General features: G+C 68.9%; 24 protein-coding genes and 1 tRNA gene. 8 read left to right on the top strand and 17 right to left on the bottom strand.

Features of this window, described 5'->3' with window-relative positions; all coding sequences use genetic code 11:
- Nucleotides 1-147: 147 nt before the first annotated feature.
- The 4 genes from betT (at nucleotide 148) to RF645_RS04125 (ending at nucleotide 5,198) form a co-directional block, all read left to right on the top strand.
- Nucleotides 148-2,460 (top strand): choline BCCT transporter BetT, encoded by a 2,313-nt coding sequence (gene betT, locus RF645_RS04140; RefSeq protein WP_006215490.1) that lies wholly within the window; start codon nucleotides 148-150, stop codon nucleotides 2,458-2,460.
- A gap of 121 nt (nucleotides 2,461-2,581) precedes the next feature.
- On the top strand, nucleotides 2,582-3,124 hold the full coding sequence (locus RF645_RS04135; protein ID WP_006215489.1) for a YbfB/YjiJ family MFS transporter: 543 nt from the start codon (nucleotides 2,582-2,584) through the stop codon (nucleotides 3,122-3,124).
- Between the two features lie 28 nt (nucleotides 3,125-3,152).
- Nucleotides 3,153-3,677: a YbfB/YjiJ family MFS transporter gene (locus RF645_RS04130; protein ID WP_006215488.1), complete on the top strand. Its 525-nt coding sequence runs from the start codon at nucleotides 3,153-3,155 to the stop codon at nucleotides 3,675-3,677.
- A gap of 108 nt (nucleotides 3,678-3,785) precedes the next feature.
- A complete protein-coding gene (locus tag RF645_RS04125) occupies nucleotides 3,786-5,198 on the top strand; it encodes a TIGR01777 family oxidoreductase (protein ID WP_006215487.1) in 1,413 nt (470 codons plus the stop codon).
- 1 nt (nucleotide 5,199) lies between these two features.
- Here RF645_RS04125 and RF645_RS04120 read toward each other — a convergent pair whose 3' ends face one another.
- The 15 genes from RF645_RS04120 to RF645_RS04050 form a co-directional block, all read right to left on the bottom strand.
- The gene (locus RF645_RS04120) at nucleotides 5,200-5,973 is read right to left on the bottom strand and encodes an SDR family oxidoreductase (protein WP_006215486.1); all 774 of its coding nucleotides are present in this window, start codon (nucleotides 5,971-5,973) and stop codon (nucleotides 5,200-5,202) included.
- Between the two features lie 336 nt (nucleotides 5,974-6,309).
- On the bottom strand, nucleotides 6,310-6,915 hold the full coding sequence (locus tag RF645_RS04115) for a hypothetical protein (RefSeq protein WP_368818649.1): 606 nt from the start codon (nucleotides 6,913-6,915) through the stop codon (nucleotides 6,310-6,312).
- A gap of 119 nt (nucleotides 6,916-7,034) precedes the next feature.
- The gene (locus RF645_RS04110; RefSeq protein ID WP_368818648.1) at nucleotides 7,035-7,226 is read right to left on the bottom strand and encodes a hypothetical protein; all 192 of its coding nucleotides are present in this window, start codon (nucleotides 7,224-7,226) and stop codon (nucleotides 7,035-7,037) included.
- 131 nt (nucleotides 7,227-7,357) lie between these two features.
- Nucleotides 7,358-7,834: a hypothetical protein gene (locus tag RF645_RS04105; RefSeq protein ID WP_368818647.1), complete on the bottom strand. Its 477-nt coding sequence runs from the start codon at nucleotides 7,832-7,834 to the stop codon at nucleotides 7,358-7,360.
- A gap of 264 nt (nucleotides 7,835-8,098) precedes the next feature.
- Nucleotides 8,099-8,458, bottom strand: a complete 360-nt coding sequence (locus RF645_RS04100; RefSeq protein ID WP_368818646.1) for a terminase — start codon at nucleotides 8,456-8,458, stop codon at nucleotides 8,099-8,101.
- Between the two features lie 732 nt (nucleotides 8,459-9,190).
- The gene (locus RF645_RS04095; protein ID WP_368818645.1) at nucleotides 9,191-10,045 is read right to left on the bottom strand and encodes a hypothetical protein; all 855 of its coding nucleotides are present in this window, start codon (nucleotides 10,043-10,045) and stop codon (nucleotides 9,191-9,193) included.
- A gap of 20 nt (nucleotides 10,046-10,065) precedes the next feature.
- Nucleotides 10,066-10,254, bottom strand: coding sequence for a hypothetical protein (locus RF645_RS04090; RefSeq protein ID WP_368818644.1), 189 nt, complete (start codon nucleotides 10,252-10,254; stop codon nucleotides 10,066-10,068).
- Nucleotides 10,251-10,448: a hypothetical protein gene (locus RF645_RS04085; RefSeq protein ID WP_368818643.1), complete on the bottom strand. Its 198-nt coding sequence runs from the start codon at nucleotides 10,446-10,448 to the stop codon at nucleotides 10,251-10,253. Before RF645_RS04085 ends, RF645_RS04090 begins: the two co-directional genes overlap by 4 nt.
- 175 nt (nucleotides 10,449-10,623) lie before the next feature.
- Complete coding sequence (locus tag RF645_RS04080) at nucleotides 10,624-10,908, bottom strand: WhiB family transcriptional regulator (protein ID WP_368818642.1); 285 nt, start codon at nucleotides 10,906-10,908, stop codon at nucleotides 10,624-10,626.
- The gene (locus tag RF645_RS04075; RefSeq protein ID WP_368818641.1) at nucleotides 10,905-11,243 is read right to left on the bottom strand and encodes a hypothetical protein; all 339 of its coding nucleotides are present in this window, start codon (nucleotides 11,241-11,243) and stop codon (nucleotides 10,905-10,907) included. The genes RF645_RS04080 and RF645_RS04075 overlap by 4 nt, the downstream gene beginning before the upstream one ends.
- Nucleotides 11,244-11,311: 68 nt before the next feature.
- Entirely contained in the window at nucleotides 11,312-12,382 is a 1,071-nt protein-coding gene (locus RF645_RS04070) for an AAA family ATPase (protein WP_368818640.1), read from the bottom strand.
- Nucleotides 12,379-12,621 carry a hypothetical protein gene (locus RF645_RS04065; RefSeq protein ID WP_368818639.1) on the bottom strand — a complete coding sequence of 81 codons (243 nt, stop codon included), beginning with the start codon at nucleotides 12,619-12,621 and terminating at the stop codon, nucleotides 12,379-12,381. Before RF645_RS04065 ends, RF645_RS04070 begins: the two co-directional genes overlap by 4 nt.
- 262 nt (nucleotides 12,622-12,883) lie before the next feature.
- Nucleotides 12,884-13,177: a hypothetical protein gene (locus RF645_RS04060; RefSeq protein ID WP_368818638.1), complete on the bottom strand. Its 294-nt coding sequence runs from the start codon at nucleotides 13,175-13,177 to the stop codon at nucleotides 12,884-12,886.
- A 100-nt stretch (nucleotides 13,178-13,277) separates the two neighbouring features.
- Nucleotides 13,278-13,523, bottom strand: a complete 246-nt coding sequence (locus RF645_RS04055) for a hypothetical protein (RefSeq protein ID WP_368818637.1) — start codon at nucleotides 13,521-13,523, stop codon at nucleotides 13,278-13,280.
- Nucleotides 13,524-13,625: 102 nt separating this feature from the next.
- Complete coding sequence (locus RF645_RS04050; protein ID WP_368818636.1) at nucleotides 13,626-13,829, bottom strand: helix-turn-helix domain-containing protein; 204 nt, start codon at nucleotides 13,827-13,829, stop codon at nucleotides 13,626-13,628.
- Nucleotides 13,830-13,959: 130 nt separating this feature from the next.
- Between RF645_RS04050 and RF645_RS04045 the strand changes: the two genes are divergently transcribed.
- Together RF645_RS04045 and RF645_RS04040 are read left to right on the top strand one after the other, a co-directional pair.
- Nucleotides 13,960-14,595 (top strand): hypothetical protein, encoded by a 636-nt coding sequence (locus RF645_RS04045; RefSeq protein WP_368818635.1) that lies wholly within the window; start codon nucleotides 13,960-13,962, stop codon nucleotides 14,593-14,595.
- A 53-nt stretch (nucleotides 14,596-14,648) separates the two neighbouring features.
- Nucleotides 14,649-15,857 carry a tyrosine-type recombinase/integrase gene (locus RF645_RS04040; protein WP_368818634.1) on the top strand — a complete coding sequence of 403 codons (1,209 nt, stop codon included), beginning with the start codon at nucleotides 14,649-14,651 and terminating at the stop codon, nucleotides 15,855-15,857.
- A 93-nt stretch (nucleotides 15,858-15,950) separates the two neighbouring features.
- Here the strand turns inward: RF645_RS04040 and RF645_RS04035 are convergent.
- Nucleotides 15,951-16,023: transfer RNA gene (locus RF645_RS04035), tRNA-Ala, on the bottom strand.
- Between the two features lie 74 nt (nucleotides 16,024-16,097).
- Between RF645_RS04035 and RF645_RS04030 the strand changes: the two genes are divergently transcribed.
- A complete protein-coding gene (locus tag RF645_RS04030; RefSeq protein ID WP_285729058.1) occupies nucleotides 16,098-17,123 on the top strand; it encodes a LysR family transcriptional regulator substrate-binding protein in 1,026 nt (341 codons plus the stop codon).
- A gap of 30 nt (nucleotides 17,124-17,153) precedes the next feature.
- Here RF645_RS04030 and RF645_RS04025 read toward each other — a convergent pair whose 3' ends face one another.
- On the bottom strand, nucleotides 17,154-18,161 hold the full coding sequence (locus RF645_RS04025; RefSeq protein WP_006215484.1) for a mechanosensitive ion channel family protein: 1,008 nt from the start codon (nucleotides 18,159-18,161) through the stop codon (nucleotides 17,154-17,156).
- A gap of 151 nt (nucleotides 18,162-18,312) precedes the next feature.
- Here RF645_RS04025 and RF645_RS04020 point away from each other — a divergent pair, with 151 nt between their 5' ends.
- Nucleotides 18,313-19,128 (top strand): DedA family protein, encoded by an 816-nt coding sequence (locus RF645_RS04020; protein WP_006215483.1) that lies wholly within the window; start codon nucleotides 18,313-18,315, stop codon nucleotides 19,126-19,128.
- The last annotated feature ends 4 nt before the right edge of the window (nucleotides 19,129-19,132 follow it).

Below are 19,132 nucleotides of genomic sequence, written 5' to 3'. Positions count from 1 at the left end.
AATCCTTTATCATCGCAAGGTTGCTCGAATCGTAGGAGTCGCCTGGGAATCTCCCCATAGCAGTCGTCATGCCCTCTGGGCGAGGTGCTCGCACGCCCGCTCCTGCGGTTCGACCCGAGCACTCGAATCCAGCGAAGGGAGCACTGCGTGAGCGAATCCGAGCACGAGAGGACAGCAGGAGAAGGAGGACAGCGGACGCCGCTGGACCGCCAGCGCCTCGGCGGCACGGACAAGGACCAGCAGCGCGAGACCAAGCGCGAGGAGAGGCGGGCCCCCGTCTCCTCCTCGGAGCTCTCGGCCGGATACTCCGCCCTGACGCAGGACAGGGGCCCGCAGGTCAACTGGGTGGTGTTCCTGATCGCGGCGTGCGCGATCCTGGCGTTCTCCGCCTTCGCGATGGCCGCCCCGGACAGCGCTCGGGAGACCATGCACGGCATCGTGCTGTGGATCGCCGAGAACCTGGGCTGGTACTACGTCCTGACCGTGACCCTCGTGATCGGCTTCGTCCTGTGGGTGGCCTTCTCCAAGGAGGGCTCCGTCCGTCTCGGTCCGGATCATTCGCGCCCCGAGTACAAGTTCTTCACCTGGCTGGCCATGCTCTTCGCCGCCGGCGTGGGCATCGACATGCTGTTCTACTCGGTGACCGGGCCCATCACGCAGTTCATCCACCCGATCGACGGGGACCCGCGCAGCCTCGAGGCCGCGGAGGAGTCGGTCGTGTGGACCATGTTCCACTACGGCGTGGCCGGGTGGTCCATGTACTCCTTGATCGGCATGGCCCTGGGCTACTTCGCCTACCGCTGGGGCATGCCGCTGTCGATCCGCGCGGCGCTGTACCCGCTGCTCGGCAAGCGCGTGCGCGGGGCCACCGGCGATGTGATCGACATCTTCGCCCTGGTCGGCACCGTGTTCGGCGTGGCCACATCCATGGGCATCGGCGTGGTGCTGCTCTCCGTCGGGTTCTCGACGCTGTTCGGCATCCCCGATGGGCTGGGACTGCAGATCGCCCTGATCATCGTGGCCGTGGTGCTCACGATCGCGGCCTGCACGTCGGGCGTGGACAAGGGCATCCGCATCATCTCGGAGCTGAACATCTGGTCCGCTGCGGCCATGCTCGTCTACATCCTGATCTTCGGGCAGACCGCGTTCCTGATGAACGGCATCGTGCAGAACATCGGCCGGTTCATCTTCACCCTGCCCGAGCGCACGCTGCAGACCATGGGCTACAACCCGGACGGCGCGGAGTGGATGGGCTCCTGGACCCTGTTCTTCTGGGCCTTCTGGCTGGCCTGGGGTCCGTTCGTGGGCCTGTTCCTGGCGCGGATCTCCCGCGGTCGCACCCTGCGCGAGTTCGTGCTCGCCGCGATCACGGCGCCGGTGCTGTGCGACTTCCTCATCGTGACGATCTTCGGCAACTCCGCGCTGCACGAGGTCATGGTCAACGGCAACGAGGAGTTCGCCCAGCTGTCCATGGACAGCCCCGAGCAGGGCTGGTACGCGCTGCTGGAGATGTTCCCGGGGGCGACCTTCCTGATCGGGCTGGCCACGCTGTCCGGGCTGCTCTTCTACCTGACCTCCGCCAACTCCGGCGCCATGGTCATGTCGAACTACTCCTCGACCATCCCGGACCCCGCCGACGACGGCCCCAAGTGGCTGCGCATCTTCTGGGCCGTGCTCACCGCGATCCTCACGATCGCGATGCTGATCGCCGGCGGTGTGACGACCATGGAGTACGCCACGCTCATCTTCGCCCTGCCGGTGACGATCGTGGCCTACCTGATCATGGCCTCGTTCACGAAGGCGCTGCGCATGGAGAAGGCCGACCGCGAGGGCCGTGAGCTGCGTCGTTCCAACACCGCCGCCAGTGGCGGCCACGCCCCCGAGCGCAGCTGGCGCCAGCGCCTCGCCAACCTGCGCTCCTACCCGTCCAAGCGCCAGGTCGCCGAGTTCGTGACCAGCACCGTGCAGCCCGCGCTGAGCGATGTCTCCCGCGAGTTCGAGAAGCAGGGCTATGCATCCACGATGGCCGTCAATGAGCTGGCCGAGCACGGGATCCCGTCCTCGAGCATCGAGGTGGACATGGGCGATCATCGCCCGTTCCGCTACGAGGTCGCCGCCGTGGAGACCAACGTCCCCATGGTCGGCGCGCGCATGGGCCAGAACCCGGAGCGCTACTTCCGCCTGGAGGTCTTCACCCAGACGGGCTCCGAGGGCTATGACCTGATGGGTGTGACCCGCCAGCAGATCATCGACGACGTCCTGGACCGCTTCGAGTCCCACCTCGGGTTCCTGGACTACTCGACGCTGCACTCGACGGCCTCCGTGCTGACCCCTCCGCAGGAGACGGATCCCGCAGACGACCTCACGCCGGTGCCCGGAGATCTGCCCGGCCCGCAGCCGGATTCCTCGCGGGTGGTCATGCCGTCGCCCGATGCCCCGGATCCGGATCAGCGCCGCTGAGGCTCCTGACCGGACACAGGCCCCCGTCCCGACGCCGCGCGTCGGGACGGGGGCCTGTCGCATCCGCGGCTCCGCTTCGACGGCGCCTTCCGACGGCTGCCACGGGGATAGCCTGCTCGACATGAGCACGTCGCACGCGGGGCCGAGCACCGGCCCGAGGGAGGCCCCGGCAGGATCCCCCGCCGTCGTCCTGCGCGGGACCCTGGGGCTGGCGGTGGCCATGGGGCTGGGCCGCTTCTTCTACACCCCGGTGCTCCCGCTGATGGTCGCGGCCCTGAACTGGGGCACCGGGCCGAGCGCCTGGATCGCGACCGCGAACTACGCGGGCTACTTCCTGGGCTGCCTGGCCGTGGCCCGGGGCTGGCTGCGGCCAAGCTCCGCGCTGCTGCGCGTCGGGCTCCTGTCCACCGCCGTCCTGCTCGCACTGGTGGCGCTGAGCGGCGAGCCGCTGTGGCAGGCGTCGGTGCGCCTGGCGGCCGGAGTCGCCTCCGGGCTGGTCTTCGTGTGCATCACCCAGCGCATCCCGCAGGTTGCGCGACGCCCGCATGATGCCGGGCTGGTGTACGCGGGAGTGGGCACGGGCATCCTGGCCTCGGGGGCGCTGGTGCTGGCGGTGGGCGGCGCCGTCGGCTGGCGAGGCCTCGGGCGCCCCGGTCCCGGATGACGAGACCCCGGGCTCCCGGCCCGACGGCATGCTCCAGCTGTCCGTGGGCTACTTCTGCCAGGGCGCGGGCTACATCATCATCGGCACCTATCTCGTGGTGCTGGCCGAGCCCGTGTTCGGAGCGACGGCCGCCGCGGCGACCTGGCTCGTGGCCGGAGCGGCCACAGCACCCTCGCCGCTGCTGTGGTCGCTCGTCGCCGCCAGGATCGGCCTCCGCAAGGCATTGACCGTCTGCTACGGGCTGCAGGTCCTCGGCGCGGTGCTGGCGATCTTCGCCTCCGCGCCCGTCCTCCTGCTGGCGGCGGCGGCCCTGTTCGGCGCGACGTTCATGGGCGTGACCATGATGACCATCGGAGTCGGGACGCAGCTGGGGTCCCCGGTCGCGGCGGCCGAGCTCACGACCTGGTACAGCCTGGGGCAGATCACCGGACCGGCTCTGGTGGCGGCGGTGCTCAGCGGCACGATCATGGGCAGCTTCATCGTGGCCGCGATCGCGCTGGCTGCGGGCATGGCGCTGAGCCTGCTCGGGGCGCGGGCCGCGCAGGCTCGGTGAGCGCCTCCGGCATCGTCCGCGGCAAGGCGGCTGGCATCGTCGGCCCGTATCGAGGACAGTGAGGGGATCGGCCACGAGGCCGATGACCCGAGGCCGAAGGAGAGCATCATGGCGGTCTTCCACCATCAGGAGGTCCTCGAGCATCCGCTGGAGACCGTCTGGGACTGGCACTGCCGCAGCGGAGCCCTGACCCGGCTGAGTCCCGAGTGGGCCCAGACGGTGCTGCAGGAGTCCTGGCCGCCGCTGTCGACGGGTTCCCGGGCCCACCTGCGCACCAGCGCTCCGGGCACCGCCGGGTCGGTGCGCGTGCCGTTCGTCAGCGAGCACGAGCCCGGGCCCACGGAGCACTCGTTCGTCGATCGGATGGTGCGCGGCCCGCTGAGCAGCTGGGAGCACACGCACACCTTCGCCGCGCATGAGGACGGCGCGACGCTGATCGCCGATCGGATCGCCTACGAGCCGCTGCCGGGCCGCCTGGGTGAGAGGGCGAGGTTCGTCGCCTCCGCCATGCGCCCCACGCTGGAGGCCACGTTCCGCGCGCGCTCCACCAAGCTGCGCGCGGACCTGGACTTCCAGGGCCAGCTCGACGGGATCAGCGGAGGGCGCAGGCTCAACGTGCTGATCGGCGGTGCCTCGGGGCTCGTGGGCTCCCAGGTCGCGGCCATGCTCTCGACCGGTGGGCACAGCGTGCGCAGACTGGTCCGGCGGGCGGCCCAGCGCGAGGACGAGGTCTCGTGGGACCCGGGCACAGGGCACCTGAATCCCTCGGACGTTGCCTGGGCGGACGTCGTCGTGCACCTGGGAGGAGCGAGCATCGCCCGACGCCTCACCGAATCCGGCAAGCGCGCCATCCGCGAGTCGCGGCTGTCCTCCACCGGGCTGATCGCCGACGTGTGCGAGCGGCTGCCCGCCTCCGTGCGCCCGGAGGCCTTCGTGTGCGCCTCAGCGATCGGGTACTACGGCGGCCAGCGCGGCAGCGAGCAGCTGGTCGAGGGCTCGGCCTCGGGAGGCGGTTTCCTGGCCGAGGTCTGCCGCGACTGGGAGGCGGAGGCCGCCCGTGTGGAGGCCCTGGGCATGCGCCGGGTCAGCATCCGCACGGGCGTGGTCATGACGAGCCTGGGCGGGATGCTGCGGCTACAGCTGCCGCTGTACCTGGCCGGGCTCGGCGGCCCGCTGGGCGGCGGGCGCAATCACCTGTCCTGGATCTCGCTGGATGACCTCACCCGGATCTACGCCCGGGCAGTCGTCGACGGCGGGCTGGAGGGGCCGGTGAACGCCGTGGCCCCGGAGCCGGTGCGCCAGCGGGAGTTCGCCCGCGAGCTCGGCCGCGCACTGCACCGGCCCCGGATCGTTCCGACCCCGGCGCTGGGGCCCAGGCTCCTGCTGGGGAGGCAGGCGAACGAGGAGTTCGTGATGGCCGACCAGCTCGTGCGCCCGGCCGCGCTCGAGGCCCACGGGCACGCGTTCCGCCACCCGAAGCTGGCCGACGCCCTGGGGGAGACGCTGCCGCCGAGAAGCTGATTCAGCTACTCGGCTTGGAATCGCGGGCGAAGCGCTCCGCCTTGATGCGCTCGGGAAGGACGCGGTTCACAGCCGCGGCGCGCTTGGTGGCGGCGTCTCCGCCCACCACATGATCCTTGCCCGCGAACAGCGCGTCGAGGCCCTGCCGCGCGACGACGGACGGATCGTTCTTCCAGTCGTTCGAGCCGAACTTCGTGTCGTCCATGCCGGCCGTGTGGTGGAAGTCGGTGGCCGTGGCCCCGGGCATCAGGACCGTGACGCTCACGCCGAACTCGCGCAGCTCCTGGCGCAGTCCCTGGGCGAAGCTGCTCATGAAGGCGCGGGTGGGCCCGTAGATCGACTCGTAGGGGGTCGGGGTAGTGGCGGACAACGACGACGTGATCAGGATCCGCCCCGCTCGGCGCTGGGCCATGTGCCGGGCCACGTGCTTGGCCAGAACCACCTGGGAGGTCACGTTGAGCCCGAGCATGGCCAGCTCGTCGTCCAGGTCCGTGTCCAGGAAGGACCCGCCGAGGCTGCGTCCGGCGTTCAGCGCAGCGACCTCGAGCGGTGGATCCAGCTGCTGGACAGCCTGCCAGACCGCCTCCGCGCCCTCACGAGTCGACAGGTCGGCCTGGACCGGGTGCACCTCGACGCCCGGCAGCTGCTCGGGCAGGTCGAGGATCCGGTCTCCGGACCCGACGCCCACGATGTCGAAGCCGCGCTCGGCGAGGCCGTGGGCGAGCTGGAGGCCGATGCCCGCGGAGGCCCCGGTGATCAGTGCGAGAGAAGACATGCCACCAGCTTAGGACGTGGCGCGCCAGGCAGCCTTGCGGGGAGGCGCGGACTCACACTGAGAGGCCACTCGACCTGCTCGGGGGCTGGGCGCGGGGCGATTGCTGCAACAGGGCATGAAGAAGGCCCTCCTACCTGACGTCATGCCTGGTCGGAGGGCCTTTCACGGGGTGGAGCTAAGGAGAATCGAACTGCCGGGGGCCTGCCAGCATCCCGCGACCAGGAACCGCGCCAACATGCCTGTCATGGTGCCGATCGTGCCGCCGCTCCGAGCCGGAACAGCATCCTGAGACACCCCGCTACGTTGGCGGCGTTGCAAGGATTGTTGCAAGGATCCTCAGAGTTGCTGGATCCGGTCAAGCTTGATTCCAGGCGCTCGAGCTTGTCCCTCCCACGACACGACGAATCCCATGTCATTCAACACATCAATCGCGCATTGCGGATCATCTCTCACCGCGGCGGCCAGCTGCCCCCACTTGAACGACCTGCGCCCCTCGGCTAGCCGGTCTTCCCACCCCGACTCCGCATCGAGCTTGAAGTCGAGGATGATGGCCTCCAGGAAGTCCTCGAGGCTTGGCCGGAACCGGCGCCCTCCAGTCGGTAGGTGCAACGTCTCGGGCTTCGGCTTCTTCTTCGCCCGCGACCCTTTCCCAGCCAACCCCATCGCCTCCTGCAAGGCGGGGTGATGTGAATGGACATTGAAGTGCGAAGAAGGCACCTTCCGGGCGTTGCGGTCGTAGTCCAGCCTCAGCAGCGGCTCGCCGTGACCCTCACTCGAGAGCTGAAACTCGGACGACTCCACCGACAGGTACGTCCCCACTCCGTCCAGGCTGCACGAGTACGAGAGGTGCAACCGGTAGCGGGTCGCTCCATCAACTCTGAGGGGGAGGCCTTCGGGATCAGCGGCCGCCAACAAGCACGCAGCGTCATCCACGATGGTCAAGTGCAGCACTTCGCCGGATGGACCTTGGATCAGCGGCCCCAGCGCGGCGACGAGGGTCGCCTCAACATCGGCATAGAAGCCTCTCGCTTGGTCTTCAAGCGAACGACCAGAGCCTTGAGTCACGCAGTAAGCCGCAGGAGCGACGTGAGCTCACGGCACCGAGTCAGCACGTTGCGCTGCGGCACCGAAATGCGCCCCTCCCTCTCGCGCTCCGCAAGCTCCTCGGCACTCAGGCCGGTCGACGACAGGACCTGATCTCGCTCTGCCTCCAGCTCGTCTCGGGATACTCGCGTGACCGTAATGGTGGTCATAGCCCTCTCCTTACAGCTGGGGTCGTCGTCTGGGGACAACCTGTGGATAACATGTGGATTAGTGGATTCTATCAGCATTGGATAGCCCCTCCTGGTTCTGACTGAGTTCGTTACGGTCCTGTAATCGGTCATCAGTGGGCGGTGTACAACCGGCCCGTCACAGCGATGTAGCGCCCCGAGTCAGGCGGGTACGTCTCCACCCTGCGCCCGCCGGCTCGTTCCTTCGTGCCGCGGCCTGGCTCCATCGGCAGGAAGATGTGCAGCCCCCGGCCGGACTGCGACACCTCGATCAGCAGCGCCTCCGCCCGGTGAGCATCCACGAGCTCCCGCGCCCACGGCGCCAGCGCCCCAGACAGGCCGATGCAGTAATCGAGATCCAGGCAGCCGACGCCCTCACCGAGCACCCACCCCAGCCCCACACCGTGCCGTGAGCCCACAGCGGCCTCATACGTCGTCCAGGTCGCCGGGTTCGTGGACGAGGCGTAGCGGCCGTTGTCGGCCCGCACAGGGGCCTTCTGAGCGTCATGACGCACCCACCGGGCCGAGCCCGTCATCACCGCCGGGAACACCGGCTGCGCGGCCTTCTTCCGTGCCCTGTGCGCGGCCACACGACACGCACCAGAGCAGTACCGAGCACCAGCCCTGTACAGCTTCATCGACGCCCCGCAGTGCTGGCAGGACTGCTCAGTCATCGACGAACAACCGATCCCAGGACACCACGGTCCCCGCGATCACGTCAGCGAGAGCCTGTGCCTCCGCAATGAGCCCTGAGACGTCCTCAGCGCCCGTCTCCCGCGTCGACGCCGCGAAAGCCTCCGCCCGTGCCCGCAGAGCCGTCGGAACCTCCTGAGCCTCCACAGCACGCCGCCGCCTCACGACGCCGCCACCCTCAGCCCATACGCGCCACGCGCACCACCACGCCGCTGCGGCTGGTTGTCCTCAGCGTCCGGGATACGCAGAGAAGCGATGAGCTTCACGTACAGGGCGCCCTGCTGGCGGGCCTCCACCAGCGCAGGGTGCACCGTCTGGTCCCCGCGGGCATTTAGCACCGTGACCGGGTTCGCCTCAGCCTCCGCGAACAGCACATCGAGCCGGTCGGCCACCCGGCACGCCTCCCGCAGCGTCAGCAGCTCGTGTTCCTCGAGTTCGTGCTCTTCCACGATCGACCGCCAGAGCTTCTTCCCCGAGGTCGCCAGCCCTTCCGGTGCCCTCGGCGCCTTCTGTCCGTCCATGTTGATCCTCCATCCGTTCTGCCGCTCAATCACGGCGATTATCTGTTACAAGGATACCCCCTCAGAGGCCCCAGCGCACCCCACCAACACCACAACGGCCCAGCATTTCCCCTAGTCAGAGGCACCTTTGGGAAGTTTCAGCCCGCACGCTGTCCGAGGCCCTATAGCGCGAAGCGGCGTATAGGTAGGGGGACGGGTGGGGGCCGGGGTGCCTGTGAGGTGGTCGTGGCCGCTCAGCCCTGGTCCCTGGGGCGTAGCAGGCCTGGGTGGTCTTCTCTGCGGGCTGCTCGTGCGCGTTGGAGTGCGCTGGGTCCGCGGGGTGTGCGTGGTGCGCTTCCTCCCTCGGCGGATGACTTCGCGGCGTGGTGTGCTCGGCATAGCCATTGGAGGTTGCTGAGGCTGTGGTCGTCGCCGCGAACGATGTGATCGCACTGGTTGCCCTGTGCTGTGCATCGGATGCCGTCGATGGTGTGCTCGCACTGTCCGCCTGCTCGTGCTCGGACTTGTTCGCGGAGTCGGTGCCAGTTCTTTGGGAGTCGTGCTCGTCGTGTCGAGCCCTGCCAGTTCGGCATGGTGTCCTCTCTGTGGCGCTGTGTGCCGTTCTCCGGGCTTGGTGTGCCCGTGGTGGCCCCCGGTGGCCTCGTGGGCTGTGAGGCCCGCAGACGGGCGCACAGGGCTTCTGAGCATGGGTTAAGGCCCCCTGCCGCGTGTGTGCGACAGGGGGCCGGGTGGTCAGTGCTTCTTCTCTGCCCAGAACTGCAGGGCAAAGGTGGCGATGCTGGCGAGGTGTCCGCCTGCGCCGTTACCCCAAGCCTCGGCGATCGAGCGCAGCTGCGCGATCTCATGCCGCTGCTCGTCCGGGTCCAGGGCCTTGATGACCGGGCGGCCGTGGCGGCCCTGCGCGTGGAGGATCCGCAGCCAGCGGGCGATCGGGGCGATGTCGGGGGTGCGCATCCAGTCGTACGCGCTGCCATTGTCGGCGGCGCTGAGTGCCCACCCGTGGGCCAGGCCGGACGCATACCTGGTCATCTGGTCGACGGCTTCCTCTCCCCTGTCCGTGGGGTCGAGTCCTGCTCCTGCTGCGGCTGCGGCGTCGATCACGAGCGCGTGGGCGTCGAGGGCTTCGGCCGCAGCCGTGAGGTCTCGCCAGAGCTGTGCTGAGTGCTCGTTGCGGATCAGGGAAGCTGGGGAGAGCCGGGAGCCGCCGAGCTCGTCATACGCGGTGGTGAAGTCCTGGGCGGCCTTGTTGAATGCTGCCCGTGCCTTCGGGGCGATCTGGACCAGGTGGTCCTGTGCGGCGGCCTGGGCCGTGGCGTCGGCGGCTGCGGTCAGGCGGTTGAAGATGGGGCCGATCTGGTCGAGGCGCAGCGCCTGCTGTGTGGCCCATGCGGTGGTGGCGGCCTTCGTGTCGCCGTTGGCGAGGGCGCGCTCATAATCCACCTGGGCCGTCTGGCCGGCTTGGTGAACTTCGTCGCGGCGGGTGGCGATCTGCTGCTTCTCCGCGATGGCGTGCTTCACGTCGGCGGGGACTGGTGCGAGGTTGAGGGCCGCGGCGGTGTTGGCGGCGGTCAGTGCGTTGCTGTTCATGGTGGGGTTCCTTCCTAGGGTCACCAGGTGTTGGGCTGATCGAAGAACGCTTCTGCGACTTCGCGTGCGTGGTCGGGTTCGGGCGCCCAGCTTTGGGCGGGGTCGGGCTGCCTGTTGGGCGGCTGGTCCGGGTCGGGCGGTGGGGCTGCGGGGGTGCTGGTGCCGAAAGCGGCCGCGATCAGCTCTTCCCGTGTGCGGCGGTCGGTCACTGGTCGGTCTTCTCCTGGGCCTCGGCGTTCGCGGCGTCGATGAGGTCCGCGAGTTCGCAGCAGGTGCGGTATGCGGCCTCATCATCGAGAAACATGAATCCGGCCCCTCTCCGGATCATGTAGCCGCTCTCATCGCGGCCGTCGTCGTGCGTCCAGGTGTAGGGCTTCACGGTGAGGCGGTGCTTGGTGCTCACAGGTCCTCCTTCTCGATGTGCTCGGCTATGTCGACCAGCTCGTCCGCGAGGGCGTACAGCTGGTCGGTCGGGATGAATACGGTTCGCCGCTCGCGACTGGTGATTTGCGCGGAGATGAGTGCCCCGCGGGTGCTGCCGGCACGGTTCCGCCATGTCCAGGGCTGCGCTCGGACTCTCACGCGGCGGCCTCCTTCGCGGTGATCTCAGAGCGACGCCGCTGCCGGGCAAGGCCGGCGCGCTCGGTAGGAGTCGTGCCGCCCCAGACCCCGGCCGGCTCCTCGGCCTCGACCGCGTAGGACGCGCAGGCGACACGGGCGGGGCAGGACTGGCAGGCCTCGGCCGCGAACCACATGTCGGCAGGCGTTCCCGTGATCCATCGGTTCCCGTCCGGGCCTCGGCACGGGATGACTCGGGGGCTGTGCTGCTCGAGCTTCTGGAGCAGGCGATCGTGAGCGCTCATGCGTTCTGCCTCTCGGGAGCCAGGACGAGCCGGTCAATGAACTGCGCCCAATCGGTGTGCCCGGTCCAGGGCTTCTGCATCAGGTGCACCGTCCAGTGCAGGGCGTCGTGGACGGTGGTGATGCGGCCGGCGTCGACTTCGTAGGCCCGCCGGGTGGTGTCCGCGCAGCGGGTGTGTTCCACGCGCCAGCGAGCCGGGGGCGGTGGCCGTAGCAGATCGTCCACAGCGAGGGTCAGCTCGAGCGGGTCGAGGATCTTCTCGGCTGCGGCCCATGCCGCCTGGTGGGCCTGATAGGCGGCCTCGGCGGTGGCGAGGTCGTGGTCGTAGAGCCGCACTCCGCCGCGTCCGGCATGGACAGGGCGGGCGCAGTGCTCACAGGTCAGTCGAATTGGTGTAGTCGTGTTCATGCTGTAGCTCCCTCCTGAGGGGGTGTCAGTTGTGTCAGTTGTGTCAGATTGGGTGCCCCTGGTTCCTCAGAACTGACACTTCTGACACTTCTGACAGGGGTGTAGCGGCCACGGCCGGCCTTCTCGATCCGCCCAGCCTCAGCAGCTCGGCGGAGATAGGTGTCGAGCGTCCCCGGCTCCATGTGCATGAGGGTGAGCAGCTCCTGCCGGCGGATGCCCTCGGGGTAGCGGCCCACGACGTTCACGAGCTCCGTCATCTGATCCCCCAGACCTGCGACGGCCTCACGCTGGTGAGCGGCCTGTGCAGCGCCGGCCAGATCGGAGCCATCCAGCGTCCAAGACCCGTCCGTGAGGGTGACGGCGTACTCGCCCTCCCGTGCGTCTCGCGAGGTGACGTGCAGGACTGCGCCCTCGGACTGCCGATCTCGTCGGAGCACGAGGATGGAATCGGCAGCGCCGGCCAACCCCTGCGTACCGGAAACGCTGTCGAGGAAGTCCTGTGCCTCCGCCTTCTTGGTGTGGTGGACGACGATCAGGCTGGTGCCCGGCCAGGCGTCCACGAGGTCCTTCAGAGCCGACATCTGCCCGTAGTCCTTCTGATAGGCGTCATTCCCCGTGTACACGCCGCGGATTTTTCCCAGGGTGTCGAGCACGACCATTGGCCGCTGGTCGGCATGCCGCTCGAGAAACGCCGCGATCGTCTCCAACGGGGAGACGCCCGGAGGGATGCTCGTCATCATCGTCAGCAGCCGATGTCCCTGCGGGGCGCCGATGGTGCGCAGCCGGCCTTGGAGACGGCGCTGGCCGTCCTCGAGGGCGAGGTACAGCACGGGGCGCTGCTGGACGCGGATCGTGCCGAAGGCCAGGCCTCCGGTGGCTGCGGCGTAGCCGAGTCCGAGCACCATCCACGACTTGCCGATCTTCGGCGCCGCGGTCAGCATCGTGAGTCCTTCTGGAATGAGGCCGGGCACGACGTACTCCAGGGGAGGGAAGCTCTGTTCCATGAGCCAGGCGCTGTTGAACGCCCCGTCGAGGGGGTCGGGGCGGGTGGCTTCACGATCGGTCACGCGGCCACCTCCGAGACGATCGCGCCTGACGCATAGAGCGCGCGCCAGGCGGACACAGCGGCGTCTCTGACGGCCTTCCCGGCCTCGGGGGAGCCCTGATCCGGCACGGCCCGCAGACGCGGCTGTAGGGCCGGTGAGGGGCCGAGGTCGGCCCCGAAGTCCGCGGTGAGCAACTGGGCGCGGGCGCGTTCGGCGGAGACACCGGCCCGGTAGCCGATGTGCCAGACGTTCAGAGCCACGGGATCGTTGGATTCCAGGAGATTTTCTGTAACATCGGAGACAGAGCGCCCTGGTGCCGCTACGCTGGTCGTATTCATTCAGAGGTTCCTCTCAGTCGCCATGGTGGGCGACGGGATGCAGCAGCCCCCGTGGTGCTCGCCGGCGGGGGCTGCGTGCTATGGAAGTTGGATCAGAGGGTGACGAGGGCCTGGAGGCCTAGCGTGTTCATCCAGAACAGCCCCGTGACGGCCAGGACGGTGATCGAGGCGTCTCGCATGGTGCTCATGCCTGGGCCTCCGGTCGGGACGCGAGCTCGTGCTGTCGCTGCGCGGTCCGCAGCGCGTCGTGGATGCGCAGGAGCCGACACGCGTAGCCGAGAAGGTGGCCGGCCGGGATCACGTTGCCGTCGGCGTCGTAGGCCTGCGGCCCATGGTGGGGGTCGGAAGCCGTGTAGATATTCACCCCGGCCTCCCAGATGCTGGGCCCCATGGCGTGGGTCTGACGGCCGTTCTCGTCATGCTCAACGACCCACGCGGACGCGAGGCGGTGAAGGCGGGGATGCGGTACGGTGGTCATGATGAACTCCTGTCCTCGTGATGGGTGTTCGATCGGCCCGTCTCCTGCGTCTTGCCGGCAAGCGTTCGCAGGGGGCGGGTTTCGTCATTTCTTGCCTGGGTCATCGGGCGTACTCCCGCAGGATGTTGCGGATCGCCGTTGCTGGGGTGGGGTCGGCGTAGGTTGTGCGCCTCGCATCCCAACCGCGGTCCGCTCGAACGCCGTCCTGCAAGTCGAGAACGACCTTCGCGATGTCGCTGGCCTTCCGATTGGAGAGCGTCAGCATCGCCAGGTCGTACCCGTCTGCTCCTTCATCGGAGAGGTGCGCTCTGAGCTTCGCGGCTTCGTAGTGCACGCGCTGGCGCATGTCCGTGAGTCTGGTCATGGGGGATCTCCGTTCCGGCCCCGTCTCAGGGGACCTTCGGCACCAGGTGGTGCCTGCCGCGGCATGCGGACTCGGCTGGGTGGGTCAGGCGGCGGCGGTCTCTGTTCCGGTGAGCATCCGCACGAAGGGCTCACGTGGAATGACCACGCGCCGGCCGATGCGGATGGACGGGATCGTTCCGTCCTCAATGCCGCGGCCGAGGGTCCGGGGGTCGATCCCGAGGACTTCGGCGGCCGTGGCCTTCGTGATGGTCGCGGCGGGGCTTTCCCGCAGCTCGTCGAGGGTCATGTCGTCTCCTTCATCGGTGGTGAGGTGAGGGCCAAATGCCTCATCTACGAGCATCAGAGTACACGATCCGGTGCGCTTGTCCAACACCTCACCCGAGGCGCTTGTCCGACACCCCCGTTACCCTCGGCGCATGGACTCCACACCCAACGACGACGAGCACGAGCCCGGCGCCCTGGTCGTGCCCCTGCCCACCCCGTGGCGCTCCGTCGCAACGCTGAACCAGCGCGACAGCCAGCAGCTCGAGTCAGCCCTTGGAATCGACCTCACGGCCCAGGATGACCGCTACAAGGGGCAGTACAGGTGGGACCGCCTGGTCAACGAGCAGACCGGCGTGATCGCTTTCATTCGCGTCCACTTCCCCACGGACGGCCGTGCCACGATCAGCGCAATCCAGTTCGTCTCCCCAGACGGCGACAGCAGCATCACGCAACAAGACATGCGAGCCTTCCCGGTGGCCGCGATCAGCGACGCCTACGTTCGCGAGCAGGCCGAAGGTGACTACTTCCTGCGGGCCGCGATGGTGGCCGGTGACTTCGACCGCTCCCAGCCCCTCGGTCGCCCTGACGGCACCGATCGGTTCTACGCCCGCGTCGCCCAGCAGTTCCGCTACCTCGAGCACGAGTCCTCCGAGGCCCCGGCACGAGCGATGGCCGCGCTGAATGGCATCGGAGGGTCCACGGCCCAGCGGTGGATCACGGAGGCACGCAACAGGCACTTCCTCGCACCTGGCAAGCCGGGGCGCCGCGTGGGTCGCGGGGGTGCGTGATGCCAGCCAAACGGCGCTACGGCGGCGGGTCCGTCACGTCCTACAGCTACCAGGTGAAGGCCAAGAACGGCCGCGGCACTCGCAAGGTCATGCGGTGGCGCTGGCAGCTCCGCGTGCCCGTGGATCCCGAGCGGCCAGACGGGGCTACCCGGCTTGCCGGCAAGTCCGGGTTCGAGACCGCAGCCGAAGCCGAGGCGGCCCTCACGGATGCCCGACAGGCCCTAGCCGCCGGCAGCCCCGCTGAGGGTCCTAGGCAGATCACCATGAGCGACTATGCCCAGGAGTGGATCGCCGGCCTTCAAGTCACAGACGCCACCCGCGTCTCCTATCAGCGCATCCTCCGCAACCACGTTGTTCCCCAGCTCGGGCACCTGCCGCTGACCGGCATCACGGCGACGCGGCTGCGGAACCACTACGCGCAGCTCCGATCTCACGGGGCGAAGCGCGGGCCGAACGCCGGTGGGGGACTGTCGCCCAATACGATCTCCAAGGTCCACGCCGTCATCGGGTCGATCCTTGACTCGGCTTTCGATGACGACCTTGTGCGCGAGAACGTAGCCAAGAAGGCCAAGGTGGGCGCCCCCAAAGCCAAGGAGATCCGCGCCTCAAAGCCCGAGATCACGACGTGGACGCCTCAGCAGCTCCGTGCGTTCTTGGACTGGAATCGGGACGTGTCGCAGGACGACCTCAACACCTTCTGGACCGTGATCGCTCACACGGGGCTGCGGCGTGGTGAGGCTGTCGCGCTCCGGTGGGGCGATCTGAACACGGACGCCGGGACACTTGCAGTCAGGCGCGCAGCCGACGAGGCCAATCCTGGGCAGGTGAAGGTGCCGAAGTCATCGCGGCCGCGGGTCGTCGATCTGCGCTCGGCGGACGTCGAGCTCCTGCAAGCCTGGCGGCGGCTGCGCGGCACCATGTCCTTCGAGTTCATCAAGCCTGAGGCCTACATCTTCGGGAATCACCGGCACGGGGGTCTGCGGGAGACCGACACGCTGAGTCAGCGGTGGGCGCGACAGATGACGAAGGCGCGGGGGAGCGGCGAAGCCCCAGGGCCGCTGCCGGACCTGCCACGCATCACGATCCACGAGCTCCGCCACTCGCACGCCACGCACCTGCTCCAAGCCGGCGTGCAGCCCAAGATCGTCCAGGAACGCCTGGGGCACGCCTCCATCTCGATCACGATGGACACCTACAGCCACGTGCTGCCGTCGATGCAGCGGCAGGCAGTCGAGCGGCTGGACCAGCTGCTCGAGGGCTGAGCACGGGGCGATTGTTGCGAGGATTGTTGCAACAGGGCATGAAGAAGACCCTCCGACTCAGCGTCATGCCTGGTCGGAGGGCCTTTCACGGGGTGGAGCTAAGGAGAATCGAACTCCTGACCTCTTCATTGCGAACGAAGCGCTCTACCAACTGAGCTATAGCCCCGGAACGAACCAGATCAGCGTACGCCCCAGGGGGCTGGGCGTCCAACTCCGGGCGCAGCCTCTAGTCTGTGCGGCATGGAATCCCACGCGCACCCGGAGCCCGATCAGCCGGCCCCCACTGACCAGCAGGACGTGCCGGGGCCGTCGTCGGGCGCTTCCGACACCGCACAGGGCCCCGTCCTGCGGGTGGGCTACGAGACCGGGATGATGCCGGGCAAGTGGCTGCGGCGCTGGCGCGAGCGCGGTGACGGGCTCGAGGAGCAGCAGCTGGCACCCGGGCAGTGGCCGCAGGCGCTGGGGGAGACGGTCGACGTCGCCCTGATCCGTCTGACGCCGCACCCGCACACCGAGGCCGGGGCGGCGCTCGCGGACCTGACCCAGCTGCGGGAGTCGTTCCACGTCGTGGAGCTCTATGACGAGCAGCAGGTCGTGATCCTTCCGGTGGACGACGAGCTGACGCTGCTCGACGACGTCCCCGTGGGAGAGCTGGCCGATGAGTGGCTGCTCCAGGAGCTCGACCAGCTGCCCGAGCACCGTCCCTCCGCCGAGGGGCGCGGCACCGACGACGCCGGTGCGCCGCGCCAGCTGCCCGAGATCGCCGACTCCGGGGCCGCCGTAGAGCTTGTCGCGGCCGGGGTGGGCCTGTACGTCGCGCCCATGTCCGTGGCTCGGTGGCACCACCGCAAGGATCTGACCTACCGCCCGATTCAGGACCTGCCGCTCGTGCCGGTCGTGCTGGTGTGGCCGAAGGACCTCCCGGAGCAGACCGAGGCGATGGTCCAGGACTTCCAGGGCATCGTCCGCGGGCGCCGTGAGGGCAGCTCCCGCGGCAGCGAGTCCGAGGCGATCGCTTCCCGGGGAGACGAGGACCTGTCCAACAGCCGCGATCCCGAGGTGCAGCGGGCGGCCAGTGCGGCGCGCAAGCGCAGCAAGGCGAAGTCCGGCTCCGCCTCGGGCGGCTCCCGCACCGGCAAGGGCACGAGCCGCGGCGATCAGCTGGCAGGCAAGCGACTGGCCGGAGGGCGGCCGCGCCGCTCCGGCGGAGGTCGACCCGGTGGCAAGCCCAAGGGCCGCGGCGGAAGGCCCGGCCGGGGGCGCTGAGCAGGCGCTGCCGAGCAGGGTGCCCCGGCCTCAGCCCTGCTTCGGCTGCCCGCCGCCCACGATCGGCTGCGCTCCGGTGGGCGGGGTCGAGTCGTGCGGGGAGTCGACGGTCAGGCCGCCGCCGCGGATGACCGCCTGGTTGACCAGGGGCACTCGAAGGCCCTCGCGGTCGAGCATCTTCTTGATCCGCACGCGCAGCACCCGGGCCACGGCCCACTGCTGGGCCGGAGCGGTCTTCACGGCCAGCCGGACGGTCAGGGACTCGCCGGACAGGGCCTCCACGCCCCAGACCTCCGGCACGCCCATCACGTGCTGACCGACCTCGGGATCCCGAGGCAGCGAGGAGAGCTCAGCCTCGAGGCGGCGGATCATGTCGTCCAGGTCGGCGTCGTAGGGCAGGGGGACGTCGAGCACGCACTGCGCCCAGCCCTGGGACTGGTTGCCCACGCGCAGGATCTCCCCGTTGCGCACGTGCCACAGGGTCCCCTCCACATCGCGCACGCGCGTGATGCGCAGGCCCACGTCCTCGACCGTTCCCGAGGCCTCGCCCAGGTCCACGATGTCGCCGATGCCGAGCTGATCCTCCGCGACGATGAAGATGCCGGAGAGGTAGTCCTTGATCAGCGACTGGGCGCCGAAGGACAGGGCCACACCCGCGATGCCCGCTGAGGCCAGCACCGGGGCGATGTTGAACCCCATCTCGGCGATCACCATCAGCAGGGCGACGGCCCAGATGACGAGCACCACCACGGAGGAGAGCACCGCCCCGACGGTGCGGGCGCGCTGGGCCTGGCGCTTGGTGGCGATTCCGGAGTCCTCGACCCAGCTGCGTGCCCCGGACTCCTCGACCTTCGCGATCACGCGCGCGTGGGTGCCCTTGGCGATGCCGCGCGTGACACGGCGGATGATCAGCCGGACCAGGGCGGAGGCGACCAGGGCGATCATGATGATCAGCAGGATCCGGGAGGGGGCTCCGAGCCAGAAGGACCAGGTCGCCAGGTCCGCGGGGGAAGTCTCTGAGGAGGCCAGCAGCTGCATGCCGGGAAGGATAGTGTCCGCGGCTTGACGACAGCTGATGGCTCCCAGCGGATACCCGGTCCGGTCTGGAACAATGCTGCGACACAGCCGCCCGCCGACGTGCGCCCCGCATGCGCGCCGTCCGCGCGACCGACTTCCCGCAAGGAGACCCATGCCCCTGACCAGCTCTTCCGCGCTGACCATCGCAGCCCAGTCCGCACCGCAGATCGCTGCGCAGTCCGCTTCCGAGGAGGCCGGGCTGACCGGCATCGCCGGATGGTCCGTGGACCTGATGGATGCGATCGGCGCCCCCGGCGCGGGCCTCCTGGTGGCCGCGGAGAACCTCTTCCCGCCGCTGCCGTCGGAGATCATCCTCCCGCTGGCCGGCTTCACGGCCACCCAGGGCGGCTTCACTCTGTGGGAGGCCATCTTCTGGACCACGCTGGGCTCCGTCGTGGGAGCCATGGCGCTCTACGGGTTGGGCGCCTGGCTGGGCCGTCGTCGCCTCTACCTGATCGTGGACCGCCTGCCGCTGGTGGACGTCCACGACGTCGAGCGCACGGAGGACTGGTTCGACAAGTACGGCCCGTACACCATCTTCCTCGGCCGCATGGTGCCGCTGTTCCGGTCGCTGATCTCGATCCCGGCGGGAGTGGAGCGCATGCCGTTCTGGTTCTTCACGGGCCTGACCACGATCGGCTCGCTGATCTGGAACACGATCTTCGTGGTGGCCGGCTGGATCCTGGGGGCGAACTGGCACCTCATGGAGCAGTGGGCCGGGGTGTTCTCCAACATCGTCTACGTCGTGGTCATCGTCTTCCTGCTCTGGTGGGTCGTGAAGCGCGTCCTCAAGATCAGCAAGGGCCGCACCGACGGCTCCCGGGAGGAGTCGGTCGAGGAGATCCTCGAGCGCCGCGCCCGCAAGGACGAGCAGATGCGGCATCAGCGCGAGGAGAAGAAGGCGGCTCGTCGCGCCAAGCGCGCCTGAGTCC

It is taken from the genome of Kocuria sp. CPCC 205260 (assembly GCF_040981045.1).
Classification (GTDB): Bacteria; Actinomycetota; Actinomycetes; order Actinomycetales; family Micrococcaceae; genus Kocuria; species Kocuria palustris.
The sequence above is the reverse complement of the archived record's forward strand: the minus strand, read 5'-3'. Positions and strand labels throughout refer to the sequence as shown.

What these genes read in the sequence shown, in the direction of transcription:
- RF645_RS04130 (WP_006215488.1), top strand. Translation starts at nt 3,153, where the DNA reads ATGCTCCAGCTGTCCGTGGGCTACTTCTGCCAGGGCGCGGGCTACATC.
- RF645_RS04025 (WP_006215484.1), bottom strand. Translation starts at nt 18,161, where the DNA reads ATGCAGCTGCTGGCCTCCTCAGAGACTTCCCCCGCGGACCTGGCGACC.
- RF645_RS04100 (WP_368818646.1), bottom strand. Translation starts at nt 8,458, where the DNA reads ATGGACGGACAGAAGGCGCCGAGGGCACCGGAAGGGCTGGCGACCTCG.
- RF645_RS04055 (WP_368818637.1), bottom strand. Translation starts at nt 13,523, where the DNA reads ATGCGCCAGCGCGTGCACTACGAAGCCGCGAAGCTCAGAGCGCACCTC.
- RF645_RS04120 (WP_006215486.1), bottom strand. Translation starts at nt 5,973, where the DNA reads ATGTCTTCTCTCGCACTGATCACCGGGGCCTCCGCGGGCATCGGCCTC.
- RF645_RS04125 (WP_006215487.1), top strand. Translation starts at nt 3,786, where the DNA reads ATGGCGGTCTTCCACCATCAGGAGGTCCTCGAGCATCCGCTGGAGACC.
- RF645_RS04080 (WP_368818642.1), bottom strand. Translation starts at nt 10,908, where the DNA reads ATGAGCGCTCACGATCGCCTGCTCCAGAAGCTCGAGCAGCACAGCCCC.
- RF645_RS04110 (WP_368818648.1), bottom strand. Translation starts at nt 7,226, where the DNA reads ATGACCACCATTACGGTCACGCGAGTATCCCGAGACGAGCTGGAGGCA.
- RF645_RS04045 (WP_368818635.1), top strand. Translation starts at nt 13,960, where the DNA reads ATGGACTCCACACCCAACGACGACGAGCACGAGCCCGGCGCCCTGGTC.
- RF645_RS04020 (WP_006215483.1), top strand. Translation starts at nt 18,313, where the DNA reads ATGCCCCTGACCAGCTCTTCCGCGCTGACCATCGCAGCCCAGTCCGCA.
- RF645_RS04095 (WP_368818645.1), bottom strand. Translation starts at nt 10,045, where the DNA reads ATGAACAGCAACGCACTGACCGCCGCCAACACCGCCGCGGCCCTCAAC.
- RF645_RS04060 (WP_368818638.1), bottom strand. Translation starts at nt 13,177, where the DNA reads ATGACCACCGTACCGCATCCCCGCCTTCACCGCCTCGCGTCCGCGTGG.
- RF645_RS04030 (WP_285729058.1), top strand. Translation starts at nt 16,098, where the DNA reads ATGGAATCCCACGCGCACCCGGAGCCCGATCAGCCGGCCCCCACTGAC.
- RF645_RS04050 (WP_368818636.1), bottom strand. Translation starts at nt 13,829, where the DNA reads ATGACCCTCGACGAGCTGCGGGAAAGCCCCGCCGCGACCATCACGAAG.
- RF645_RS04135 (WP_006215489.1), top strand. Translation starts at nt 2,582, where the DNA reads ATGAGCACGTCGCACGCGGGGCCGAGCACCGGCCCGAGGGAGGCCCCG.